The 21,816-nt window shown below is 54.5% G+C and carries 16 protein-coding genes; 7 read left to right on the forward strand and 9 right to left on the reverse strand.

Features of this window, described 5'->3' with window-relative positions; genetic code table 11:
- Positions 1 to 46 precede the first annotated feature (46 nt).
- Complete coding sequence (locus Mag101_RS02860; RefSeq protein ID WP_077400526.1) at positions 47 to 532, reverse strand: NYN domain-containing protein; 486 nt, start codon at positions 530 to 532, stop codon at positions 47 to 49.
- A gap of 60 nt (positions 533 to 592) precedes the next feature.
- A complete protein-coding gene (locus Mag101_RS02865) occupies positions 593 to 2,428 on the reverse strand; it encodes an ATP-binding protein (protein ID WP_077400529.1) in 1,836 nt (611 codons plus the stop codon).
- A gap of 377 nt (positions 2,429 to 2,805) precedes the next feature.
- Between Mag101_RS02865 and Mag101_RS02870 the strand changes: the two genes are divergently transcribed.
- The 3 genes from Mag101_RS02870 (at position 2,806) to Mag101_RS02880 (ending at position 7,725) form a co-directional block, all read left to right on the forward strand.
- Positions 2,806 to 4,809, forward strand: coding sequence for an acyltransferase family protein (locus Mag101_RS02870; protein ID WP_077400532.1), 2,004 nt, complete (start codon positions 2,806 to 2,808; stop codon positions 4,807 to 4,809).
- Positions 4,810 to 5,121: 312 nt separating this feature from the next.
- On the forward strand, positions 5,122 to 7,341 hold the full coding sequence (gene katG / locus Mag101_RS02875) for a catalase/peroxidase HPI (RefSeq protein ID WP_077400535.1): 2,220 nt from the start codon (positions 5,122 to 5,124) through the stop codon (positions 7,339 to 7,341).
- A 198-nt stretch (positions 7,342 to 7,539) separates the two neighbouring features.
- Entirely contained in the window at positions 7,540 to 7,725 is a 186-nt protein-coding gene (locus Mag101_RS02880) for a CDGSH iron-sulfur domain-containing protein (protein ID WP_232325192.1), read from the forward strand.
- Positions 7,726 to 7,884: 159 nt separating this feature from the next.
- Here Mag101_RS02880 and ettA read toward each other — a convergent pair whose 3' ends face one another.
- The gene (gene ettA / locus Mag101_RS02885) at positions 7,885 to 9,549 is read right to left on the reverse strand and encodes an energy-dependent translational throttle protein EttA (RefSeq protein WP_077400541.1); all 1,665 of its coding nucleotides are present in this window, start codon (positions 9,547 to 9,549) and stop codon (positions 7,885 to 7,887) included.
- 179 nt (positions 9,550 to 9,728) lie between these two features.
- Between ettA and Mag101_RS02890 the strand changes: the two genes are divergently transcribed.
- Complete coding sequence (locus tag Mag101_RS02890) at positions 9,729 to 10,832, forward strand: enoyl-CoA hydratase/isomerase family protein (protein WP_077400544.1); 1,104 nt, start codon at positions 9,729 to 9,731, stop codon at positions 10,830 to 10,832.
- 37 nt (positions 10,833 to 10,869) lie between these two features.
- Here the strand turns inward: Mag101_RS02890 and Mag101_RS02895 are convergent, their stop codons facing one another.
- Positions 10,870 to 13,407: an alpha-amylase family glycosyl hydrolase gene (locus Mag101_RS02895; RefSeq protein ID WP_077400547.1), complete on the reverse strand. Its 2,538-nt coding sequence runs from the start codon at positions 13,405 to 13,407 to the stop codon at positions 10,870 to 10,872.
- A gap of 358 nt (positions 13,408 to 13,765) precedes the next feature.
- On the opposite strand from Mag101_RS02895, the gene mmsB reads away from it, so the two are divergent.
- The 3 genes from mmsB to fnr all read left to right on the forward strand — a co-directional run bounded on the left by mmsB (position 13,766) and on the right by fnr (position 17,010).
- Positions 13,766 to 14,665 (forward strand): 3-hydroxyisobutyrate dehydrogenase, encoded by a 900-nt coding sequence (mmsB, locus tag Mag101_RS02900; protein WP_198040069.1) that lies wholly within the window; start codon positions 13,766 to 13,768, stop codon positions 14,663 to 14,665.
- A gap of 105 nt (positions 14,666 to 14,770) precedes the next feature.
- Positions 14,771 to 16,216, forward strand: coding sequence for an oxygen-independent coproporphyrinogen III oxidase (hemN, locus tag Mag101_RS02905; RefSeq protein ID WP_077400549.1), 1,446 nt, complete (start codon positions 14,771 to 14,773; stop codon positions 16,214 to 16,216).
- Positions 16,217 to 16,347: 131 nt separating this feature from the next.
- Positions 16,348 to 17,010, forward strand: coding sequence for a fumarate/nitrate reduction transcriptional regulator Fnr (gene fnr / locus Mag101_RS02910; RefSeq protein ID WP_232325111.1), 663 nt, complete (start codon positions 16,348 to 16,350; stop codon positions 17,008 to 17,010).
- 15 nt (positions 17,011 to 17,025) lie between these two features.
- Here fnr and Mag101_RS02915 read toward each other — a convergent pair whose 3' ends face one another.
- From Mag101_RS02915 to Mag101_RS02935, 5 genes are all read right to left on the reverse strand, one after another.
- Positions 17,026 to 17,595, reverse strand: a complete 570-nt coding sequence (locus tag Mag101_RS02915; RefSeq protein ID WP_077400556.1) for a hemerythrin domain-containing protein — start codon at positions 17,593 to 17,595, stop codon at positions 17,026 to 17,028.
- A gap of 187 nt (positions 17,596 to 17,782) precedes the next feature.
- A complete protein-coding gene (locus Mag101_RS02920; RefSeq protein ID WP_077400559.1) occupies positions 17,783 to 18,181 on the reverse strand; it encodes a hypothetical protein in 399 nt (132 codons plus the stop codon).
- 75 nt (positions 18,182 to 18,256) lie between these two features.
- Positions 18,257 to 18,802: a pyridoxamine 5'-phosphate oxidase family protein gene (locus tag Mag101_RS02925; protein WP_077400562.1), complete on the reverse strand. Its 546-nt coding sequence runs from the start codon at positions 18,800 to 18,802 to the stop codon at positions 18,257 to 18,259.
- Positions 18,803 to 18,824: 22 nt separating this feature from the next.
- Positions 18,825 to 19,325, reverse strand: coding sequence for a heme utilization cystosolic carrier protein HutX (hutX, locus tag Mag101_RS02930; RefSeq protein WP_232325112.1), 501 nt, complete (start codon positions 19,323 to 19,325; stop codon positions 18,825 to 18,827).
- A gap of 256 nt (positions 19,326 to 19,581) precedes the next feature.
- On the reverse strand, positions 19,582 to 21,654 hold the full coding sequence (locus tag Mag101_RS02935; RefSeq protein WP_198040070.1) for a TonB-dependent hemoglobin/transferrin/lactoferrin family receptor: 2,073 nt from the start codon (positions 21,652 to 21,654) through the stop codon (positions 19,582 to 19,584).
- Positions 21,655 to 21,816 lie beyond the last annotated feature (162 nt).

Consider the following 21,816-nt stretch of genomic DNA (forward strand, 5'->3'; position numbering starts at 1 on the left):
CAGGTTTCAGGGGGCCGCGCAACGTGTCTGTATGTCAGGGTGCGGCTTAACGTTTCTTTTGCAGTAAGAGACTGTCCTGAATGGGGTTGAATTTATCGGCGGCACTGATAAGCGTACCCGCGGTTAACGCCGCTACGCCGTATACCTCGACTTTCTTGCCCAGGTCCCCGCGTACTTTTTGTACCAGTAAATCGAAATCACCATCCCCGGATACCAGGATAACGGTGTCGACATCAGGGCTGTAGTCCAGTACATCAATGGTTATCCCTACATCCCAATCGCCTTTGGCTGAGCCGTCGGAGCGCTGAATATAGGGCTTTAGTTTAACTTCGAACCCGATTGCTCTGAGTATGTTCTGGAACTCTCGCTGCTTCTGATCGCCTCGATCTATGCCGTAGGCGAAAGCAGTTACTACTTGCCGATTGTGCGTCACATGTGACCAGAATGCGTTGTAGTCAAAGTTATTGTTAAATGCGTGTTTCACGGTGTAATACACATTTTGTACGTCGACAAAAATTGCGATTTTTTCCACAGGGTTTCTAACTCTCCTCTCGAGTTTATTTTCCACAAGTGTATTGCGTTATTCTGGGTATCACTTCAAACACTTACGGATCGATTGTACCAGCTGCGGAAGGGCGATCGGCTTGGTGATGTATTCGTTCATGCCCGCGGCCAGCGCATCATCCCGCTGGTCACTGAATGCAGCCGCGGAAAGCCCGATTACCGGGATATCCTTAAGTCTGGGGTGCTGACGGACCTGAAGTGTGGCTTGGATACCATCCAGTCCCGGAAGCTGGATATCCATAAAGATCAGGTCGGGTTGGATTTTCTTTGCGAGGTCAATTCCCTCGTGTCCGTTGGCGGTAAACGTCGCATGGAGTTTAAGGTCTTCGCAGAAAGCGTGCATCAGCGCCTGATTCATGGGGTTGTCCTCGAAAATGAGTACTCGCTTTCCTGAAAATTCAAAATTGGAAGCTGTGTACTCCTGCTCGAGTGGCGGGGTTACTTGTCCGTATTGCAGGGGCAAGTATATTTGAAAACATGCACCGCAAGTCGTATCGGAACATTTCAGCTCAATCTTTCCTCCGAGTAGCTCGACCAGGCTGCGGGTAATTGGCAGTCCAAGCCCTGTGCCTCTGGATTGGCCTCTCTGTGACTTGTCTACCTGTTCAAAAGGCTCGAAAATAATGTCCTGCTGTTCCGCAGTTATCCCAATTCCCTCATCAATGACTTCGATTTGAATATGTTTCTCTGCGATATTTATAAGGTCCAAGCGTATTTCGCCATTGTCTGGCGAAAACTTGATGGCATTGCCCATCAGGTTGATAAGAATCTGCGACAGCTTGCCGCGATCACTGCGGATAAATTCCGGTAGCGAAGTATCAATCGAGCTTTGGATGTGTAGGTTTTTTTGGGTGGCCTGAGGCTCACAAGAAACGAGAATACAATTAATAAGGTTAGGTAAGGAAAAGTCTTCCTCAATAATCTCAACTTTTCCAGCTTCGATTCGGGAGATATCCAATACATCGTTGACCAACTCGGCAAGTCGTTGCCCGCTAATTGATATTTTCCCAAGAATATCGGTGAATTCCTTTGGCAGGTTAATGCTGTCGCTTCGACCTTGCAGTATCTGGCTAAAACCGACAATTGCATTGAGCGGGGTACGAATCTCGTGGCTCATATTGGTGAGGAATTGGGTCTTGGAACGGCTGTAAAATTCAGCCGTTTCTTTTGCCTCAACCAGGTCTTTTTCCAGTGCCTTGCGCTCGGATATATCCAGTATGACGCCAATCAGGCCACCAAGCCTTCCGTCCTGTAATTCATAAGCAGCCTTGTTAAAGATGACATCGTGTAAGGTGCCGTCTGCATAAACTACCTGTGACTCATAAGTTTGATGACCCCGCTGCTGCATGAGTTCCAGGTCTTTTTCGTGATAGACCTTGGCTTGCGGTCCCGGCGAAACACCGTATACGGAATGGCCCACAATTTCTTCGCGAGGCTTGCCCAGGAAGGCTTCAAATGCGCGATTGCAGCCCGTATATATTCCTTCGCTGTCTTTGTAGAAAATCGGTGCGGGAATGGAGTCAACCAGGATTTGGAGGAATTCCAGCTGGTCGGAAAGTTGGCGTTGCGTAATTTCACGTTCTTGTAGCTCTCGTTGGCTTTGTTCGTTGAGCTTTTCCTGTTGAATTAGTAGCTTTGCCAAGCGATCGCTAAGGCGCCGTTGCCGGCGCAATTGCATATGCCACACCACGCCAAGCAAGGTGGCCGCGAGAACGACTCTGGCGATAGACGTCAGAAGCGATGTGTTTTCTGGGCCCCAGTTCACGATCAGCCATTCGTAGCTGCCAAGACATACCAGAACACCAACTACGGCAGGCAGCATTTGAAACCCGGATGATAATTTGACGCCTGTATTGTTTTCCATGGCAGGACTTTATTGTTATGAGTTATTGGTCACGATACTGAAATGCATCGCGAGCGGCAATACGTCACACTTTTTGGTTGACTCCGCGCCCAATTCTGGGGCGTTTCCTTCTCTCTTACGGTTCTGTAGATTTTCATTCCGCTAACTTACCGCTGACGAAGAGGTCTGTTTTTTCGCTGCCACTGTTTACTTGGTGGTAAATTGAGTATGGATAGGGTTGCTGCTCTCTCCACCCAAATGGGGCGAGGGAATATTTGAAAACTGAGAGGTATGCGAGCGCAAGACGGTGAAGTGATGGTTGATAATGCGCACTACTTGAAAGTGCTTGTGTACAAGCACTAGGCAGCAACGTTATTTGCTAGGTAGGGGCGCAGAAGGTGCAATTGACTTACAGGCCGGATATCGATGGTTTGCGGACCATAGCTGTGATATCTGTTGTTATCTATCATGCAGAGATTATGTTGTTCGGAGGTAAGCTGCTTCCCGGCGGGTATTTGGGCGTTGATATATTCTTTGTAATTTCCGGCTATTTGATTACTTCCCTTATGCTCAAGGAGCTGGGAAGTACAGGGTCTATTTCAATTTCCGATTTTTATGCACGCAGGGCGAGAAGGCTGTTGCCTGCATTGTTCGTAGTGCTGGCTTTTTGCATTCCCGTCGCCTGGTATCTGTTGCTATCGGACAATCTGGTTGATTTTGTCAGCTCGCTCGTATCATCTTTGCTGTTTGGTTCCAATATTTATTGGAACTATAGCCTGCAGGCATACGGTGCCGAGTCGGCGCTACTTAAGCCGTTGATGCACACCTGGTCCCTGGCAGTTGAAGAACAGTACTACCTTATCTTCCCAATGCTGATGATATTGTTGTATCGGTATTGTAAAGGCTGGATTCTGCATTTCTTTATCGTTTCAATCGTTGCGAGCCTCTGTTTTGCCGAATGGATGAGCGCCAGAGATGCGTCGTTTTCCTTCTATATGCTGCCGAGTCGAATTTGGGAATTATTTGCCGGTGCTCTTGTTGCCTATTTGATTTCACGTAACTTGATCGATAGGGATAGGATACCGTTTTACACGGTGTTCCCTTACGTCGGTATCTTGCTGATTGCCTATTCTTTGGCTCGTATCAGTTTTTCATCTGCTCACCCTGGGTTTGTCACGCTGATACCGGTGCTTGGTGCAGTAATGGTAATTGCGTTTCCGGATGGTCAAAACCCTGTTACGCGATTGCTGTCGACTAGAGGTTTTGTGGGAGTAGGGCTTATTTCTTATTCCCTGTATCTCTGGCATTACCCGATATTTGCCTTTTTGCGCATATCCAATAGCTTTGAAACTATTGCAGTAAAGCTGTGTTCTATTGCCGTTGTGTTTCTGCTCGCTTATGTCACTTATCGCTGGGTAGAAAAACCCTTCCGCAAACCGGGGCTGGTAGCCCTGCGGCGGACAAATAGATTGGCGGTATCGTTCGTTATTGTATTTGTCTCGTTCTCTGTGGTGGTGGTGAAGAATGACGGATTTGACACACGCCTGCCGGATATAGTGAAGGCAGCACAGGTAGAAGCGAATCTTTGCGAAGACAGGCTTTATTGCGCATTCAATGAGGGTGGGGACAAGGCACTTTATTTGCTGGGGGATTCACATATGATGCCTCTCGAAAGCTCTTTGTTGGACTATTCAAGAAGCAATAATGTGAACTTCCACGTGCTAACCCAATCTGGCTGCATGTACGTGCCGAATATGGATCGCGTGCGTAAAGAAAATGGAGAAGTCACGCGCTGTACTTCAGCCATTCAGGAGCGCCGGCGAGAAACCCTGTTGTCGGGAGAGCCGGGTGTTGTAGTGGTTGGAGGCCGGTTGCCCCTTATTCTCTCTGAGGACCGTTTTGACAACCAAGAGGGGAAGTATGAGGGCGAAATGAACGATGTGATGCAATATCCATCTGAGGCTTTGGGAACGCGAAAAGAACGCAGTGCGGCCATTAGCCGAGAGTATACTGCGGCCTTGCTTGAACTCGCCGAATATGGCCACCAGGTTGTCCTGCTGTACCCGGTCCCTGAGGTGGGCTGGCATGTATCAAAACAGCTCAAAATCAAGCTGTCAGGGAAAACCGAAGAGGAGATGAGGACAGAGCTGACCACAAACCCGATCTCTACCAGCTACGCAGTGTTTCAGGAAAGGGTTCAGGCGAGCGCACGTTTATTGGATGGTGTTCAGCACGAAAACATCGTGCGGGTCTATCCACACAAGCTGTTTTGCAATACTTCAATGCCGGGTCGGTGTATCACGCACGATGTTGAGCAATCCTTTTATCGGGATGATGACCATTTGAGTCTAATAGGTGCAGCCATGTTGAATGCGGAGATTTTACAGGCAGCGAATATCTGATTTCTCGATACCGCGGCGTTTTAGGTTTTAGCTGTTTTCGAAGCGCAAAAAAGCCAGCCCAAGTGGGCTGGCTTTTTTGTGAAAGGCCTAATCAATATTTGCCGGCGCTAACCCGGCATCAAAATCAGGTCTTCAGATTTTTGTAGTGGCATTGCCGATAAAGTGAGTTTATCAGGTTGTTAGTGTTTTATAATCGTTGAAATAAAAAATCAGGTTCGCTATCAGCGCCATAAGCAGGATTAATTTCCTGTGGGCGGCGTCGCCCAATAAGGTCTGTCTGTACTTTAGTTGGCGAACAAGGAGCGCCTGGTGATGCTTAAGAAAGCCCTTCCCTTTGCTGTCGCACTCGCGGCGGCCGTTTCACTACATACCAATGCAGCCCCACCTTCCTCTGCAATGTCCAACACCGACTGGTGGCCCAATATGTTGGACCTGCAGCCGCTGCGCCTGCATGCAGAAAAGTCGAGTCCGATGGCCGAAGACTTTGACTATGCCGAGGCATTCCTGAGTCTCGACCTCGATGCAGTCAAGGCAGACATTGAAACAGTACTGACAAGTTCCCAGGACTGGTGGCCGGCAGACTACGGACACTACGGTCCATTCTTTATCCGCATGGCATGGCATAGTGCCGGTACTTATCGCGTCTACGATGGGCGCGGAGGTGCAGGTGGAGGCCAGCAGCGTTTCGAGCCTCTCAATAGCTGGCCGGACAATGGCAATCTCGACAAGGCCCGTCGCCTGCTGTGGCCCGTCAAGCAAAAGTACGGCAATAAAATTTCCTGGGCAGACCTGATGGTGCTGGCCGGTAATGTCTCGCTGGAGTCCATGGGTTTCGAAACCTTTGGTTTTGCCGGTGGCCGTGAGGACGACTGGGAGGCCGACGTGGTGTACTGGGGGTCCGAGCGTGAATGGCTCGGCGCCGACAAACGTTACGATGGCAACAAGCTGGAGAAACCTCTGGCGGCAGTGCAGATGGGGTTGATCTACGTTAACCCGGAAGGTCCCAACGGTAATCCCGATCCGAAGGCTGCCGCAGAGCGCATTCGGGAAACCTTCGGCCGCATGGCCATGAATGACGAAGAAACGGTAGCGCTGATCGCCGGCGGCCATACCTTTGGCAAGGCGCACGGCGCTCATAAACCCGAGAAGTGCCTGGAGGCCGCGCCTGCAGGGGCGCCACTGGAGGCGCAGGGGTTTGGCTGGAAGAGCAACTGCGGTAAAGGCAATGCCGAGGACACCGTCACCAGTGGTCTCGAAGGTGCCTGGTCAGCGAACCCGATCGCATGGAGTACTCAGTTCCTGGACAACCTTTTTGGTTTTGAATGGGTAAAAACTAAGAGCCCCGCGGGACATACCCAGTGGAAGCCTGAAAATGCCGATCAGGCACAGTTTGTCCCGGATGCGCATATTCCGGGCAAGCGCCATGCGCCCATGATGTTTACCACAGACTTGTCGCTCCGCTTCGACCCCGAATATCGCAAGATCTCCGAGCGGTTCCAAAAGAATCCCGAGGAATTTCAGCTGGCTTTCTCCAAGGCTTGGTTCAAGCTGACTCACCGCGATCTAGGCCCGCGTGCCCGCTACCTGGGTGAGGAAGTGCCGGAAGAGGTATTGGTTTGGCAGGATCCCATTCCGGCGGTGGACTATCAGCTGATTGATCGTGCCGATATCAAGGCCCTGAAAGCCGATATTCTCGAGACCGGCCTGACCATCCCGCAACTGGTCCGTACCGCCTGGGCATCCGCAGCCACCTTCCGTGGTACCGATATGCGCGGTGGTGCCAATGGCGCACGCCTCCGCCTTATGCCCCAGCGTGACTGGGCGGTGAACAACCCGGTAGAGCTCGACGCGGTGTTGGCACGACTGGAAAAGGTCCAGCAGGACTTCAACCGCAGCGCAGGTGGTGGCAAGCAGGTTTCGCTGGCCGACATTATTGTGCTGGGCGGTGCAGCGGCCATCGAGCAGGCGGCGCAAGATGCCGGCTATGATGTTGGCGTTCCGTTTGAGCCGGGCCGCAACGATGCCCTGCAGTCGCAGACTGATGTGCAGTCTGTGGCCTTCCTGGAGCGCAATGCAGATGGGTTCCGTAACTACTACAGCAGCGAAGCGCATTTGGCACCGGTGGATATGCTGATCGACAGCGCCAACCTGCTGACCCTTAGTGTTCCGGAAATGACCGTTCTCATCGGTGGCCTGCGCACCATGGGTGCCAACCACAGTGATGTAAAGCATGGTGTCTTCACCGACCGCCCGGGTACCCTCAGTAATGATTTCTTCGTGAATCTGTTGGACATGTCCACTCAGTGGCGCAAATCCACAACGCAGGAAGGCCTGTATGAGGGACGTGATCGCGATGGCAATGCTGTGAAGTGGACAGCGACGCCGGTAGACCTCGTGTTCGGTTCCAACTCTGAGTTGCGCGCCGTCGCCGAATTTTACGCGGCAGATGATAATGGCCAGCAGTTTGTGCAGGATTTTGTTGAAGCGTGGCACAAAGTGATGACCCTGGATCGCTTTGACCTGAAAGGATAAGGTTCACTGGAAAGCGGAAGAGGGCGGCCATTGGCCGCCCTCTTTATTGGGTGACTATTCGACTGGTATTAGAGTTTCAGTAAGCGCGAATATGACTACGCTTATAGAGCATGGCACCGAATGGGCTCGAATAGAGGAGCGTGATCAGTGACTGATCCAAAGCGAGCATCCGACAGCCCATATGCCGTAGAAGTGACGGTGGGAGAGCGCTATTTCTGGTGTGTCTGTGGAAAAAGTGAGAGCCAGCCCTTCTGTGATGGGTCCCACAAGGGCAGTGACTTTAGCCCGGTAAAATACGAAGCAACCGAAAACAAAAAAGTGTTTTTCTGCGGCTGTAAGCAGACAGGCACGCCACCGTTATGCGATGGAAGTCATAAAACCTGAGGGATAGTGTCTTCTATGCGACGCAGGCAACTGCAGGGGCCGCTTCGGCCCGCCGTTGTACATCGTTTACTTCGTATAGCGATGAATCGCGCAATTAAAAAAGCCAGCCCCTTGGGGCTGGCTTTTTTACTCGGTCAGAAGATCAAGTCCCGAAAGTGATCAGGTCTTGAGCTTCTTGTACTGCATCCGGTGCGGGGTGGCATTTTCACCGTTGCGAGCCACGAAGTCTTCGTGGTACTCGGTGTAGTTACCCTCAAAGAACACCACGTTGCTATCGCCTTCGTAAGCCAGAATGTGGGTAGCCACACGGTCGAGGAACCAGCGATCGTGCGAGATCACCATGGCACAGCCCGGGAAGCTCAGCAGGGCTTCTTCCAGTGCGCGCAGGGTTTCGATGTCGAGGTCGTTGGACGGTTCGTCCAGTAGCAGTACATTGGCACCTTGCTTCAGGGTGTAGGCCAGGTGCAGGCGGCCGCGCTCACCACCGGAGAGTTCGCCAACACGTTTTTGCTGGTCACTGCCCTTGAAGTTGAAGCGGCCAATGTAATTGCGCGAGCCCACTTCGTAGTTGTTGATTTTGAGCATGTCGTGTCCGTCGGACACGGCCTCCCATACGGTCTTGCTGTCGTCTAGGTTCTCACGACTCTGGTCCACACTGGCGATCTGGACGGTTTCACCGATTTTGATTTCACCGGAGTCCGGTTGCTCGGTGCCGTTGATCATGCGGAACAGGGTGGACTTACCGGCGCCGTTACCGCCGACGATACCTACGATGGCACCCTTGGGTACACGGAACGACAGGTCGTCGATCAGTGCGCGATCACCAAACCCTTTATTTACGTTTTTCAGCTCAATCACACTGTCACCGAGGCGCTCACCCGGTGGAATGTAGATTTCGTTGGTTTCGTTACGGGACTGGAATTCCTGTGACTGCATTTCTTCCAGGCGGGACAAACGGGCCTTGTTTTTGGACTGGCGGCCTTTGGGGTTCTGGCGGGCCCATTCCAGTTCCTTCTGCATCGCCTTGGCGCGGGCCTGCTCGCCTTTCTGTTCCTGCTCCAGACGCTTCTCTTTCTGTTCCAGCCAGGTGGTGTAGTTACCTTCCCAGGGAATACCGTGGCCGCGGTCCAGTTCCAGAATCCAGCCGGCTACGTTGTCGAGGAAGTAGCGGTCGTGGGTAATGGCTACCACGGTGCCTTCGAAGTCGTGCAGGAAGCGCTCGAGCCAGAATACGGATTCCGCATCCAGGTGGTTGGTGGGTTCGTCCAGCAGCAGCATGTCCGGGCGGGACAGCAGCAGGCGGCACAGGGCTACACGGCGCTTCTCACCGCCGGACAGTTTGGTGACATCCGCATCCCACGGCGGCAGGCGCAGGGCATCGGCGGCAACTTCCAAGCGGTGTTCCAGATTGTGGGCATCCCAGGCTTGGATTACATCTTCAAATTGCTGCTGCTTCTTGGCCAGGGCGTCGAAGTCGGCGTCCGGCTCGGCGTAGTCGACGTAGACCTGCTCGAGGCCCGCGAGGGCGTCGATGGCTTCACGTACACCGTCTTCGACATTGCCGCGTACGTCCTTCTCTGGGTCCAGCTGCGGCTCCTGAGGCAGGTAGCCCACCTTGATGCCGGGCATGGCGCGGGCTTCACCGTTATAGTCCTGATCGACACCGGCCATGATGCGCAGCAGGGTGGACTTACCGGCACCGTTCAGGCCCAGTACGCCGATTTTGGCGCCAGGGAAGAAGGACAGGGAAATATCTTTCAGAATCTCGCGCTTGGGCGGAACAACCTTGCCCACGCGGTTCATTGTGTATACGTATTCAGCCATTAGAGCTCTAATCCAGTCGGTCAGAATTTGCGCGCAAGTTATCAGGTTGGTGGGAAACTTCAACCTGTGGTTTCCCGATATCGGCACCTTCGCGTCAGGCATTTTGGAAGGCACAAGTAATGCCTCTCAGGCACCATCTATGGTTAACTTTGCCCCAAATAACACAACCGGGAACCAGTATGACCCAGGAACACCCCGTTATCGTTGAGCGCCAGGGTGCGCTCGGCAAATTGACGCTGAATCTTCCCCAGGCGCTCAACGCCCTCAACCTTGAGATGATCGACCTGATCGCCGAACAGCTGGACGCATGGGAGCAGGACGACACCCTGGCCTGTATCTGGATCGAGGGGGCCGGGGAAAAGGCGCTGTGCGCCGGCGGTGATGTGGTGGCACTGCACCGGGAATCGGGCAGTTATGGGGAGCAGGGTGCGGGCCAGTTTGTTCAGGACTTCTTCACCCGCGAATACCGTTTGGACTACCGCATTCACACCTACCCCAAACCCATCGTGGTGTGGGGAAGCGGCATCGTGATGGGCGGCGGTATCGGCATTATGAGTGGCGCCAGCCATCGTATCGTCACCGAAACCACACGCATGGCGATGCCGGAAATCACCATTGGTTTGTTCCCGGATGTGGGCGGCAGCTGGTTTCTCAATCGTATGCCGGGGCGCACCGGTTTGTTTCTGGGGCTTACCGGAGCCCAGTTCAACGGCACTGATGCGATTTACTGTGGCATGGCCGATCGTCTGTTACCCAGCGAAAGTAAAGACGCATTACTGAATGGTCTAGCGGCAGTGGAGTTTTCCGAGGATATCGACCAGAACCATGTATTGGTGAGCAAGCAGGTACAGTCCCTTGAAATGGCGAATGCCGAGCAGCCGGATTCCAACCTGCGCACCCACTACGATGCGATTCAGGAGCTGACCGACGGCGCAACGCTGCCGGATGTCTATGCGGACATCGCCGCCTATAGTGGCGATGACAAATGGCTGCAGCGTGCCTCGGCCACCATGCAGGCAGGCTGCCCACTTACGGCCTGGATTGTGTGGGAGCAGCTGCGCCGCGGCCGCCATATGTCGCTAGCGGAAGTGCTGCGCATGGAGCTAGCGCTGGCCGTGAATATGTGTCGTAACGGCCAGGTGAAGGAAGGGGTGCGGGCACTGCTGATCGATAAGGATCGCCAGCCGCAATGGCAGCCGGCGACACTCGCAGAGGTTACCCGCGAAGATATCGAGCACTGCTTTGCAGCGCCCTGGGAACAAAGCCCGCTGGCAGATCTGTAGCGGGCCTGTCCTGTGGGTTTGTGTGGTGGGTTAGGATTTAGTCGCGGTAGAGCACCGTCACGGAGGTGCCTTCAGCCACTACTGAACCTGAGACCACACGCCCGTTACCTGCGGCCGGATCCGACTTCTCCATTGCTACCTTCCATTCGCCAGCAGGCAGGCTGTGGGTGTAATTATCGGCGCTGTTATAGATCACGAGTATTTCACTCCAGCTATCTCCCACTGCAGCTCCGTTAATGTGATTGACCATCACCCCGTAGCGCGGGCGGTTACTGGTCACGTGCTGGTTAACCGCGTCCCAGGTGGTCAGGCGGAACGCGGGGTGCGCACGGCGCAGCGCGATCACATCGCGGTAGTAGTCGTACACATCGGCGTTGTCGATCTTCCAGTTCCAGTAGTACTGGTTGATGGCATCCGGCGATTGGTAGCTGTTGTGGTCTTCCTGTTTGTCGCGCATCAGTTCCACACCGCCGTGCAGGAATGGAATGCCCTGGCTGGTGAGTACGATACCGTTGGCAAACATCTGGATACGTCGCAGGTAGCCGCTATCGCGGCTGACACCGTTCAGGTCGGCCCACTGCAGGATCTTGTCGCGCAGGCTCAGGTTATCGTGGGCGGATACATAATTGATGCTCTGCTCCGGGTCCATGGCGAACATCGGGTCCCATAAATCAATGTTGGTGTTGGCATTGTTGCTATAGCGCAACGCGCCGCGGCTGCCGACTTCAATGCGCCAAGTGTCCGGATTGTTGTTAAACGCATAGCAGTCCCCGGGGTTACAGCCACCGTTATCGTTCTGACCTTTGATCGCCTCGCGGAATTTGGGGTTGAACACACCCACGCGCGCCTCATGAATACGGCCGATAGTGCCGAGGCGTACCCGCTCCAGCTCGCGCGGATCGGAAGCGTAACCGTTCCAGGGTTCGCCGTAGATCAGCAGGTTTCTGTCGGGGAAGGTGGCGTTCAGGTGCGTGCCCCATTCTTCCACTTCGTCGTAATCGAAAATCCCGATCAGGTCGAAGCGGAAGCCATCGATGTTGTACTCCTCCACCCAGTACTCGAGTGAGTCGCGAATCATGCGACTCACCATCGGCACATTGGCATCGATACTGTTGCCGGTACCGGACAGGTCCGTCGGGGTGTAGTAGCTGGTGGAAATGGGTTCGAACATTTCTTTGGCGTAGGTGTGGTTGTACACCACATCCATAATCACGCGGATGCCGGCCTTGTGGAATTCATCCACCATCTGCTTGAACTCGCGCACGCGGTTCTCGTAGTCGAACGGCGTCAGCGAATAGCGTTCTTCCGGGATGCTGTAGTTGCGCGGATCGTAGCCCCAGTTGTAGCAGCTGTTGTCGGTCACATCCGGGCAGGAACCGAAATCATAGGAAGGCAATAACTGTACATGGGTTACGCCCAATTCCTTCAGGTGATCGATGCCGGTGGCGACGCCGTTGTAGGTGGTACCACTTTCTACCATGCCGAGGAACTTGCCGCGTTTGTTACTGCTTACACCGGACTCTGACGCGATAGTGAAATCGCGTACATGTACTTCGTAAATAATCGCGTCTTCGCGGGCGTTCATGACCGGACGTGCAGACCAGCCGCCGGGTAGATCGGTACTGTCCAGATCCATCACGATGTTGTTATTGGTGTTGGGTTCCACCATGCGGCCGTAGGGGTCGCGCACGGAATTACCGTTCACCACAAAGTAATAGGGCTTGAGTTTCCAGTCGCCGCTGACGGCAACCGAATATACGTCGGTCAGGTCGTTACTGTCCGGGGCCTTGTCCATCGGGTAACTTTGGCCGTCGAGTACCAGCTGCACATCACTGTGATCCGGGGACCAGAGTGAGAAGCGGGTTTCGGCTGCGTTGTAGACTGCGCCGAGGGTCTGTACCTCTCCGCCACAATTGTTGCTACACGCGACGCTTTCCAAGGTGTAAGTCAGGCTGGCGTCGTTGACCGTAAGCAGATATTCACCGGTGACCCCGGTAAAGATATCGGCGCCGGTCTGCTCGAGCGTGCCGTCTGCGCCGTTGTCTCCATAGTTCCGGCTCCAGTCACCGTTTACGTCGAGCTTGAAGCGCTGGTTTGCCTGGCCATCGAAATTGACCTGCACCTGCCAGGTGTTGTCGTCGACCAGCGTTAGCTCAGAGGTACCCCAGCCATTGGGGGTGCCGCGGAAGAACAGGCTGGGCAGGTTGCTCTGGAAACCACCGGGGGTGTCATCGCAACTGGCAACTTCCGCGACCTGTATTGATGTGCTGTCGCTATAGAAGGTGATTGTGTAGCTCTGGCCTGCCGCCACACCGTAATCGGATGTCGGGTAGTTTTCTTGCCAGTCACCGTAGCGGTCTACCTTGAATCGCGGTCCGCCATTGGCATCGCCGGAGGCGAAGCTCTGGCAGGTTTCAAACTGGTTGCTGCTTACGGCCGTCATGGCATCGGCAGACCAACCGTTGGGGGTGCCACGAAAATACCATTCTGCGGAAGCTTGCGCGGAGAAGAGGGTGATAAACAGACAGGAGAGTACCGGCAGTCGGGTTCGACCACCACAAATGGGTTTGATCATCGCTGTGTACCGTTATTATTTTGTTGGAATTGTTCGTCGAATTTCGTGACACATATATGACGCATATATGACACAGCAGGGGCTTCGATCGGCCTTTACCGCAGCGTCCAGATTAGTGCTGGGGCACAACGGGGGACATCCCCCTAGACAGGGGCGTAGTGCTAAAGGCCAATGGAAATGCGGAGCCGCTTGGTTTTCTGTGTAGAGAAGGTGAATTTGCAGGCGACCCCGCGTATCTTTGCAAGTAATTAACCTGACTTTTTCCGTGCGAAGGTCACGCTTTCGCCTGGCGAAAGGGCAGTAATGGATAAAGCAAAAATAATGAAAAAGGATGTATGCGGATGAAGGACATATGCGAATGAAAAAAGTAGCGTTTATTGGTCTCGGCAATATGGGTGGCCCCATGGCGGCGAACCTGGTCAAAGCGGGTTATAGCGTAACTGCGTTTGACCTGTCCCAAACGATATTGGAGAGCGCTGTCACCAACGGTTGTGTCAAAGCCGATAGCGCGCTGGCGGCAATTGAACATGCCGATGTCGTGGTGTCCATGCTGCCCAGTGGCGAAGCGGTGCGGGCGTTGTATCTCGGTGTGCATGGCTTGATTCAGGCCATGCGCCCGGAAGTGCTACTTATCGACTGCTCCACCATTGCCGCCAACGACGCGCGTCAGGTTATTGCCGCTGCAGGTGAAAGGGGAATTGCTGCGGTGGACGCACCGGTATCTGGCGGTACTGCCGCAGCTGCGGCCGGCACGTTGTCGTTTATGTGTGGCGGGGAGGAAGCGGCCATAGCATCTGCCCGCCCGATACTTGAGGCCATGGGGGCGAATATATTTCACGCGGGCCCTGCCGGCAGCGGGCAGGTGGCAAAAATCTGCAACAACATGCTACTGGCGATCCATATGATCGGTACCGCCGAAGCGCTACAACTGGGGGTGGACAACGGTCTCGATCCCGCGGTGCTTTCCGAGATCATGTGCGCGAGTTCCGGCGGCAACTGGTCTCTGGAAAAGTACAATCCGTATCCCGGAGTGATGCAGGGGGTACCGGCGAGCCATGAATATACCGGCGGTTTTTCGGTCGCACTAATGTTGAAGGATCTGGGTCTCGCCATGGATACCGCAGCGGGGAGTGCCTCATCCACGCCGCTGGGCGCGCTGGCAAAAAACCTCTATCAGCTGCATGGCGGGGATGCGGTCAACAGCGCGCTGGACTTCTCTTCTATTCAAAATTTGTTCCGGCGCCCGGTGGGTGACTGAGAGCAAAGCTCCCGGCGCTTGATCTAGGTCAATTGTCGGGGGCAGACCGGGGGGTACGCTGCCTGACATTCCACCGCGCAAGTCAGGATCAGAGGTACCCCTCAGATGGTCAACCATGTCGATGCCGCTGTTAGCGAAGGCCGTATTCCCCACGCCCGTGAGCAACTCTTGTCGGCGGAGTTACTGTCACGATACGCGGGCCCATGTCCGCGCTATACCTCCTACCCCACCGCCGACCGCTTTGTTGCCTTGGAAGGGGGGAAGCAAGGCGGCGGGCGAGATGATGGCGAGATACAGCCGTGGCAGGCGCTGAAAGACGTAGAAACGCTGTCGCTTTACGTACACATCCCATTTTGCCGCTCTCTCTGTTACTTCTGCGCCTGTAACAAGGTAATTACCCAGCAGTATGGGTTGGCATCGCATTATCTGGAGAATGTCCTAAAAGAGGCGCAGTGGTACCGCGATCGGGTAGCTCGCGCGCCAGTGGTACAGCTGCATCTGGGCGGGGGTACGCCTACCTTCCTTAACGATGGCGACCTGCGCCGGTTAGTGGAGGGACTCGGAGACATCTTCGACCTGCGTACGGATGACGATGTCGAATACAGCATCGAGGCAGACCCGCGCACGCTGGGAATTGAAACGCTGGATACCCTGCGTGAACTCGGGTTTAACCGCCTGAGCCTGGGTATTCAGGACTTCAACCCGGACGTACAACGCGCGATTAACCGGGTATGCAGTGTGGAGCAGGTGCGTGAGCTGACTGAAAATGCGCGCGCCAAGGGCTTTGGGTCTATCTCCTATGACCTGATCTATGGCCTGCCCGGGCAGGATGTGGCGAGCCTGGAGAAGACTGTGGATGCGGTGCTCGACCTGGCGCCCGACCGCATTGCGCTATATCACTACGCGCACCTGCCGGAGCGCTTCAAGTCCCAGCGCCTGATCGATTCTGACCTGATGCCCGCGCCCTCCGAAAAAATTGCCATGCAGCTGGCGGCAACTCGCCGGCTCACAGAAGCCGGTTATGTATTCCTCGGTATGGACCATTTTGCGCGCCCGGAGGATGCACTCTCGCAGGCGGCAGCAGAGGGGCGCCTCGCACGCAATTTCCAGGGGTATACGCTGATGCCTGCGGATGCGTTGGTGGGGCTCGGGGCCTCGGCGATCAGCTACAGCAAGGATGGCTACTGGCAGAACCAGCACAGTCTAAAGCAGTATGCCGCGGCTATTAGTGAGCGCGGTGAGGCGATCTCGCGCGGCTGGCAGCTGTCCGATGACGACCGCCTGCGCCAGTGGCTGATCATGGAATTGATGTGCCACCTGAGTATCGACAAACGCGAGATTGAGCAACGTACCGGGCTGCCGTTCGCAGCCGGTTTTGGTGCAGAGCTCGCCCGTCTACAGCCGATGTTTGACGACGGTTTACTGGGGCAGACGAAGGGTGACCTTTTCGTCACCGAGCGTGGGCGCTGGTTCCTGCGCAATGCGGCCGCCGCGTTTGATTCCTATCTGCATAGTACCGAGACGGCTGCGCGCTATTCGCGGGTGCTTTAGGGGCGGTGAATGGATACAATTCAAACAACGACATGGATCAAACACGCGTTTGGTGAACCGGTAGTCCGATGAAAAAAACTTCTCCTGCTGTTAGCTGTAGCAATTGCTCCGTACGCCGATTATGTCTGCCGGTGGGTTTAAGCGATGGCGATATTGAGCGCCTGGAACAGGTCACCCGCAAGAAGAAAGTCGTGCGCGCTGGTGAAACGCTGTTCCGTGCCGGCGACCCCTTCGACAGCCTGTACGCGATCCGTTCCGGCAGCTTCAAGTCAGCGGTGATTGGTGCCGATGGCGATACCCAGGTTACGCATTTTGCTTTGCCCGGTGAGCTGCTCGGTTTGGATGCCTACAGTGGTGGCATGCACCCGGGGTATGCCGAGGCACTCGAGGAAAGCAGCGTGTGTGTACTGCCGTTTACGCAACTGGAAGGGCTCGCTCAGCAAGTGCCGGCTTTGCAGAAGCAGATCTACAGTATTTTTTCTGAAGAATTAAAACAGGAAAATGAAGCGCTGTTACTGTTGGGTAAACGCTCGGCGGACAGTCGCCTGGCAGCATTGCTGGTGAACATCTCCAGTCGATATTCGCGTCGTGGTTACTCCGCCAGTGATTTTGTACTTTCCATGCAGCGGATTGATATCGCAAACTATCTGGGTCTTACTGCCGAGACCGTGAGCCGCCTGCTTTCCCGCTTCCAAAAGCAGGAATTGATTCGTGTGCAAGGGCGCTCCGTCACCATTCTGGATCCTATTGCCCTCAGTGAATTGGCGGGCACCCATTGCAGTTACGAAAACTGATTCTTCGAATCGCTTTTATGCGGTTGTCTCCAATGGCACAGAGTTGGCTACATCTTTGTAAACTGCCTGGTAGAGTCGCTTCACTCCAGCGTTAAAGTGCGCGCTCTGACGCTGGTGAATTTTTTCCTGAATGCAGTCCCAATCTTCCGGTGTTAGCAGATCTGCCACCAGCGGCAGCAAGATTTCGTTCTCCCGCTGCATATGTTTTCGTTGCAGCACAATATATTCCTGCGCTGAATTGAATAGCTGCTCCCTTTCTACCGCCGCGTCATTTGCCACCGCATAAAATAGCTGACCCATCTTGCGGGTCGAATCTGCGATCTGATTGTGCTCACGCAGGGTTTTGTTGATCACGTCGCGCACATCCACTGATTTCCCCAGCAGTTGCTCAAAGACCAGATCTTCGATTGGGTGATGCCACTGGTCCGGGTAGACAGAAAAGTAGTCGAGAGCCTCCAGAATAAGTGGCAGGGTGGCGGGGTCTCTATCCTGCTTGCCGAGTTGCTCCAGTAAGCCCTCAAATGCATCGAGTAATTGCTGCATCTGTTTGTGATCGCAGCAGAGCTGTTGGTAGATCTTGTGCATCATGCATCTCCATAGCGCATGCCGTAGTTCCAATGGAGCTATTGTTGCCCGCTACGGAAAATAGGATTTGATATGGATCAAGTTGATGTGCGGTGGTGGAGGGGTTTGGAGAAGGTTGGATGGGGTAGTGCGCCGCGGAAAGCCCGGAGCGCACTGTTTTGAGTGTTTTTTCGCCAGTTCCGGATGCTTAGAAATGATAATCCCGCAGTTCAATTTCTTGCCAATCGTACACTAGGCGTGAACCGTTTGCGGTCAGCAGGCTGACCTTATCGGCCTCCAGGCAGTCGGACCAGTCCACCTGATTGGGGGCTACTGCACCTGCGTCGCCACCCAACTGAGAATCTTCCCAGGCTTGGTGACAATAGCTGGGGATTTCACCCTGAATGACCAGCTGATGACCGAGGTAGCGCTCGTAATTCAGTTGCGGCATGGCATTGAGGTGGTAGCGCGCGTTGGGCCCTTGCAGGTAAAACTTACCATTTTGTTCCACGAGGGTACCGGTGGCGGTCAGGGGTTGCTGCGCCGGGTTAGCGACGCAGGCGGTGAGGAAAGCAAGGGGAAGCAGAAAGCCTAAGCGAGAAGTCATAATTATTGCTCTTTGGTTATTTGTTACCAAAGTAGCAAGTGACGATTGCAATAGCGTTGCAGTTTCGTTTCAGTCTCAGGCTGCGTCGCTTTTCTTCTCTTTGTGGCCATCTTTCAGATGCAGGGCAACCTGCTTTTCTAGGCCTTCCAGAGCGTAGGCGCGGCCAAAACCTTTTACGTAACGTCCGGCACTGGGCTTCAACTCGAACAGGTTGAAGTCTTCCAGGTCTTTCAGGTGATCCATTACCGGACCGAATTTTTCGCGCAGCTGCTCGATGCGGTTTTGGAAAGCTTCGCCACCGCGCTCGATCATGCTCGCAGCTACGTTGAAGGTGACACGCAAACGGGCGAAGGCCTGTTTGGTGTCGGCTTCGTCCGCATTGAAAATGACGGATGCCTTGCTGTTCGTTTTCAGGTTTGCGGCATGCTCGGACAGGTCGGACACGTACAGGTAGAAGTTGCCATCGGCGGCGAGGAAAGGAGCGGTGCTCGCGTGCGGTTGGCCATCTTCTGCCAGACTCGCGAGATTCAGCAGTTTGCGGGTGGCAATAAAGTCGCGTACTTCGGCTACCAGATCAGCGCCATCGTCGGTTTTGGGTACTTGGTTATTTTGTTCGGTCATATCCGTATCTCCCCTGAGAAAGTTAAGCGCTGACGCTTGCCAGCTGCTTCAATTGTTTGAATCGTTCTACCTGTTCCGGGATCAGCTTGCGTTCGGCGTCGCGGCCCAGAAACACTTTAAATACGCAGTTACCGCTGGGGGCCAAAAACACCATGGAGTGGCTTTCAGCGCCGCGGTGCGGTTTGCTGACAAACGCAATCTCCACGATGCCATCTACCAGCAAATGGCCGTGGAAGGGATTCTTGTGGTGCATAAAGTTGTAGTAGCCATGGGCAAAACTGCCCTTGGGGAATTCACCCTTGAACTCGAATACCGATCCTTCGTTTTGCACAATCGCGGTCACCTTGCCCCAACTGGGCAATTCTCCGATCAGGCTCCACACATCTTCACTACCAGCCAGTGAAGCCATTTCCTGAGGAAGGTAGGCAATGATTTCCCGCACGCTGGTTTCGAGTTTCTTCGCCATTTGCTCCAAAGTGAATCCAGCTTCACTAGCGAGCAGTTCTTGTACCTTATCCTGCATAAATAACACCAAAAGTATCTCGTAATTACTGAACTAGCCGAAGCTGGGGTGGCCATTGCGCAAACGATTGCCGACAGGTTGTTTGCGCAATGGCCACCGCAGATTCGGCGGGCTACAAAGTCCCGGGCTTCTGGGCTTCGAGGGCCGCGACCTCCGCGGGTGATAACTTGTCAAACAACCTGTCGGCAATCGTTTGTCAAGTTATCACCCGCGGAGGTCGCTCGTTCGTGCTGGCCCTAGGCTTTAAAGTTGTAGATTAGAAGCGATAGCTTGCGGATAGCTTAATGTTGCGGCCCGGCATATACAGTTCCTGGAAGGCTACCCGGTATTCTTCGTCGGTCAGGTTATCCATAGCGAGGCCCAGTTTGAGACCATTCAGGCTTCCGGTGGCTGGCTCCCAGGTGACGTAAGCGTCGGTCAGGTTGTACTTGCCAAACTCGCGGGTCTCTTCCTCTGGCAATTGTTCCTGCGCAGAAATGAACGTTGTACGGAAGCCCGCCTTCAGGTCGCGCTGCAGGAAGTAGTGGCCCACATCCAATACCACTTTGTCCGCAGGGATGTTGCTCAGGTAGCTATCGTCGGACAGGTCTTTACCGGAGGTCTGGCCGTAGTTCAGGCCCAGCTCAAGATCGCTTACCAGGTAGTTAGCGCCCAGTTCGAAACCCTTCAGTTCAGCCTTGTCGACGTTCAGGTAGGTGGTGTTCATCGGGAAGCCGAACATGAAGTGCGGGTTGATCACTACCTGCTCGATGAAATTGTCCACTTTGTTGCGGAACACAGCGGTGCTGACGGTCAGTTGATCTTCACTGGTGGCGAGACCACTGAACGACATGTCGGCACGCAGCTCGACGTTCTTGGCTTCTTCCGCTTCTAGATCCGGGTTTGGAATGAAGGTGTTGGCAAGGAAGCCCAGACCAGCAAAGCTGAAATCGCCATAGGAGAAGTGGGTGCCCTGAGTGTACATCTCTTCAACACCAGGTGCGCGGAAGGCTGAGGCGTAGCTTGCGCTCAGGGACAGCCATTCGGTTGCCTTCACCTCTGCAGACAGGGACGGAGATACCGCACTGTCGTCACGAGCGGAATCCGCCAGCTGCTGGCTTTTCGCTTCAAAGCGATCGTAGCGAACGCCCGGTGTCAGGGTAAAGATTTCGCCGAAGGTGAAGGCGGCCTGGGCATAAACACCCATTACGTCGGTGTCCGCATTCATGTTTTCTGGGCGATTGTCGCCGTCACGTACGGTGGTCACGTCGTCCTGGTACCAATCCAAGCCGTATACCCATTGCGCACCGAAACCTTCGGTAGCATTGTTGATGGCGATACCGGTGGTGGTTACTTCGGTGTTGTCGTTCTGACCCAAAGTACCCAGGGAAGAGTCACCCTGGGTCGGGCGGAACTCTTCAAACTGGGTGTCGTTTTGGTAAACGGTGAACCTGGAGGTGTGTTTGCCTTCCAGCGCCTGTACCCAGTAGTTAGCGGTAACGTTCTGGTCGGTAATGTCGCGCTCAACCAGCGGAGAGCTAGTGCCAACATTTGCGTTCGGATTGGATGGTACTGCTTCATCACGGTTGTTGTGACGGAAGGAGATGTCGACACGCTGGTTGTCGCTGATTTTGAAGCCGCCTCGGGCCAGCAGCGCGGTGTTCTCGCCGGCACTGTCTGCCAGCTCTTCACCGCCACCGATCTCCACGTTGTCGTTTTCGGATACGGAAGCATTTACCAGATAGTCAAAGTCACCGGACAGGCCATAGGCGGCAACCGTGGTTTCGTTAGAGTTGCCGTTGGTGCCGAGCTCTTCTTTCACATAGCCACCGAAGGTGTCGTCACCGCTTAGCAGGTCGGACGCGCTTTTGGTGGACATCGCGACAACGCCGCCAATTGCGCCGGAGCCCCACAGGCTGGAGGCCGGGCCCTTTTTCACTTCTACCTGCTTCAACAGTTCCGGGTCCAGCTGGTAAGTGCCGCGGTGACCGGAATTGAAGTTCTGGCGTGCGCCGTCAATGGTCTGCAGGACACGGGTTTCAGACAGGCCGCGAATATTGGGCGATTGGTTGGAGTAGCGCGGGCCACCGACCACTTCGATATTAGGCTCGTACTTGAGCGCTTGTGCAATGGACTCGGGCTGTTGCTCTTCCAGCTGAGCGCGCTCAACCACAACGATGCTCTCGTCTTTTTCCTTGGCTGCCGGGTTGCGATCGGCAGCAACCAGCACTTCACCAAATTGGATTACCGGCTGACCTGAAGTGTTTTCCTGCGCCACCGCGGTACTTGCGCTTAAGGCCAGAACGGCCGCGGTGAGAGGGTGGATGCGAAGTGATTTGATGTGACCCATGAACATGCCCCTTGTATTTGACGTTCCCTGATAACTGCTACCGAGTGCTGTGCCGTAGGCGCTGTCCCCAAAATTCATTGGCTCGGTAAGTACGAATGCCGCGCATGGTAGTTGATGAAAGCATGATTGTAAATGCGAACGATTTACATTTGATTAAACAGT

The organism is Microbulbifer agarilyticus (assembly GCF_001999945.1).
Taxonomy (GTDB): Bacteria; Pseudomonadota; Gammaproteobacteria; order Pseudomonadales; family Cellvibrionaceae; genus Microbulbifer; species Microbulbifer agarilyticus_A.

Coding starts and splice junctions, on each gene's coding strand:
- Mag101_RS02865 (WP_077400529.1), bottom strand. CDS start 2,428: ATGGAAAACAATACAGGCGTCAAATTATCATCCGGGTTTCAAATGCTG.
- katG (WP_077400535.1), top strand. CDS start 5,122: ATGCTTAAGAAAGCCCTTCCCTTTGCTGTCGCACTCGCGGCGGCCGTT.
- ettA (WP_077400541.1), bottom strand. CDS start 9,549: ATGGCTGAATACGTATACACAATGAACCGCGTGGGCAAGGTTGTTCCG.
- Mag101_RS02890 (WP_077400544.1), top strand. CDS start 9,729: ATGACCCAGGAACACCCCGTTATCGTTGAGCGCCAGGGTGCGCTCGGC.
- Mag101_RS02895 (WP_077400547.1), bottom strand. CDS start 13,407: ATGATCAAACCCATTTGTGGTGGTCGAACCCGACTGCCGGTACTCTCC.
- mmsB (WP_198040069.1), top strand. CDS start 13,766: ATGAAAAAAGTAGCGTTTATTGGTCTCGGCAATATGGGTGGCCCCATG.
- hemN (WP_077400549.1), top strand. CDS start 14,771: ATGGTCAACCATGTCGATGCCGCTGTTAGCGAAGGCCGTATTCCCCAC.
- Mag101_RS02915 (WP_077400556.1), bottom strand. CDS start 17,595: ATGCACAAGATCTACCAACAGCTCTGCTGCGATCACAAACAGATGCAG.
- Mag101_RS02920 (WP_077400559.1), bottom strand. CDS start 18,181: ATGACTTCTCGCTTAGGCTTTCTGCTTCCCCTTGCTTTCCTCACCGCC.
- Mag101_RS02925 (WP_077400562.1), bottom strand. CDS start 18,802: ATGACCGAACAAAATAACCAAGTACCCAAAACCGACGATGGCGCTGAT.
- hutX (WP_232325112.1), bottom strand. CDS start 19,325: ATGCAGGATAAGGTACAAGAACTGCTCGCTAGTGAAGCTGGATTCACT.
- Mag101_RS02935 (WP_198040070.1), bottom strand. CDS start 21,654: ATGGGTCACATCAAATCACTTCGCATCCACCCTCTCACCGCGGCCGTT.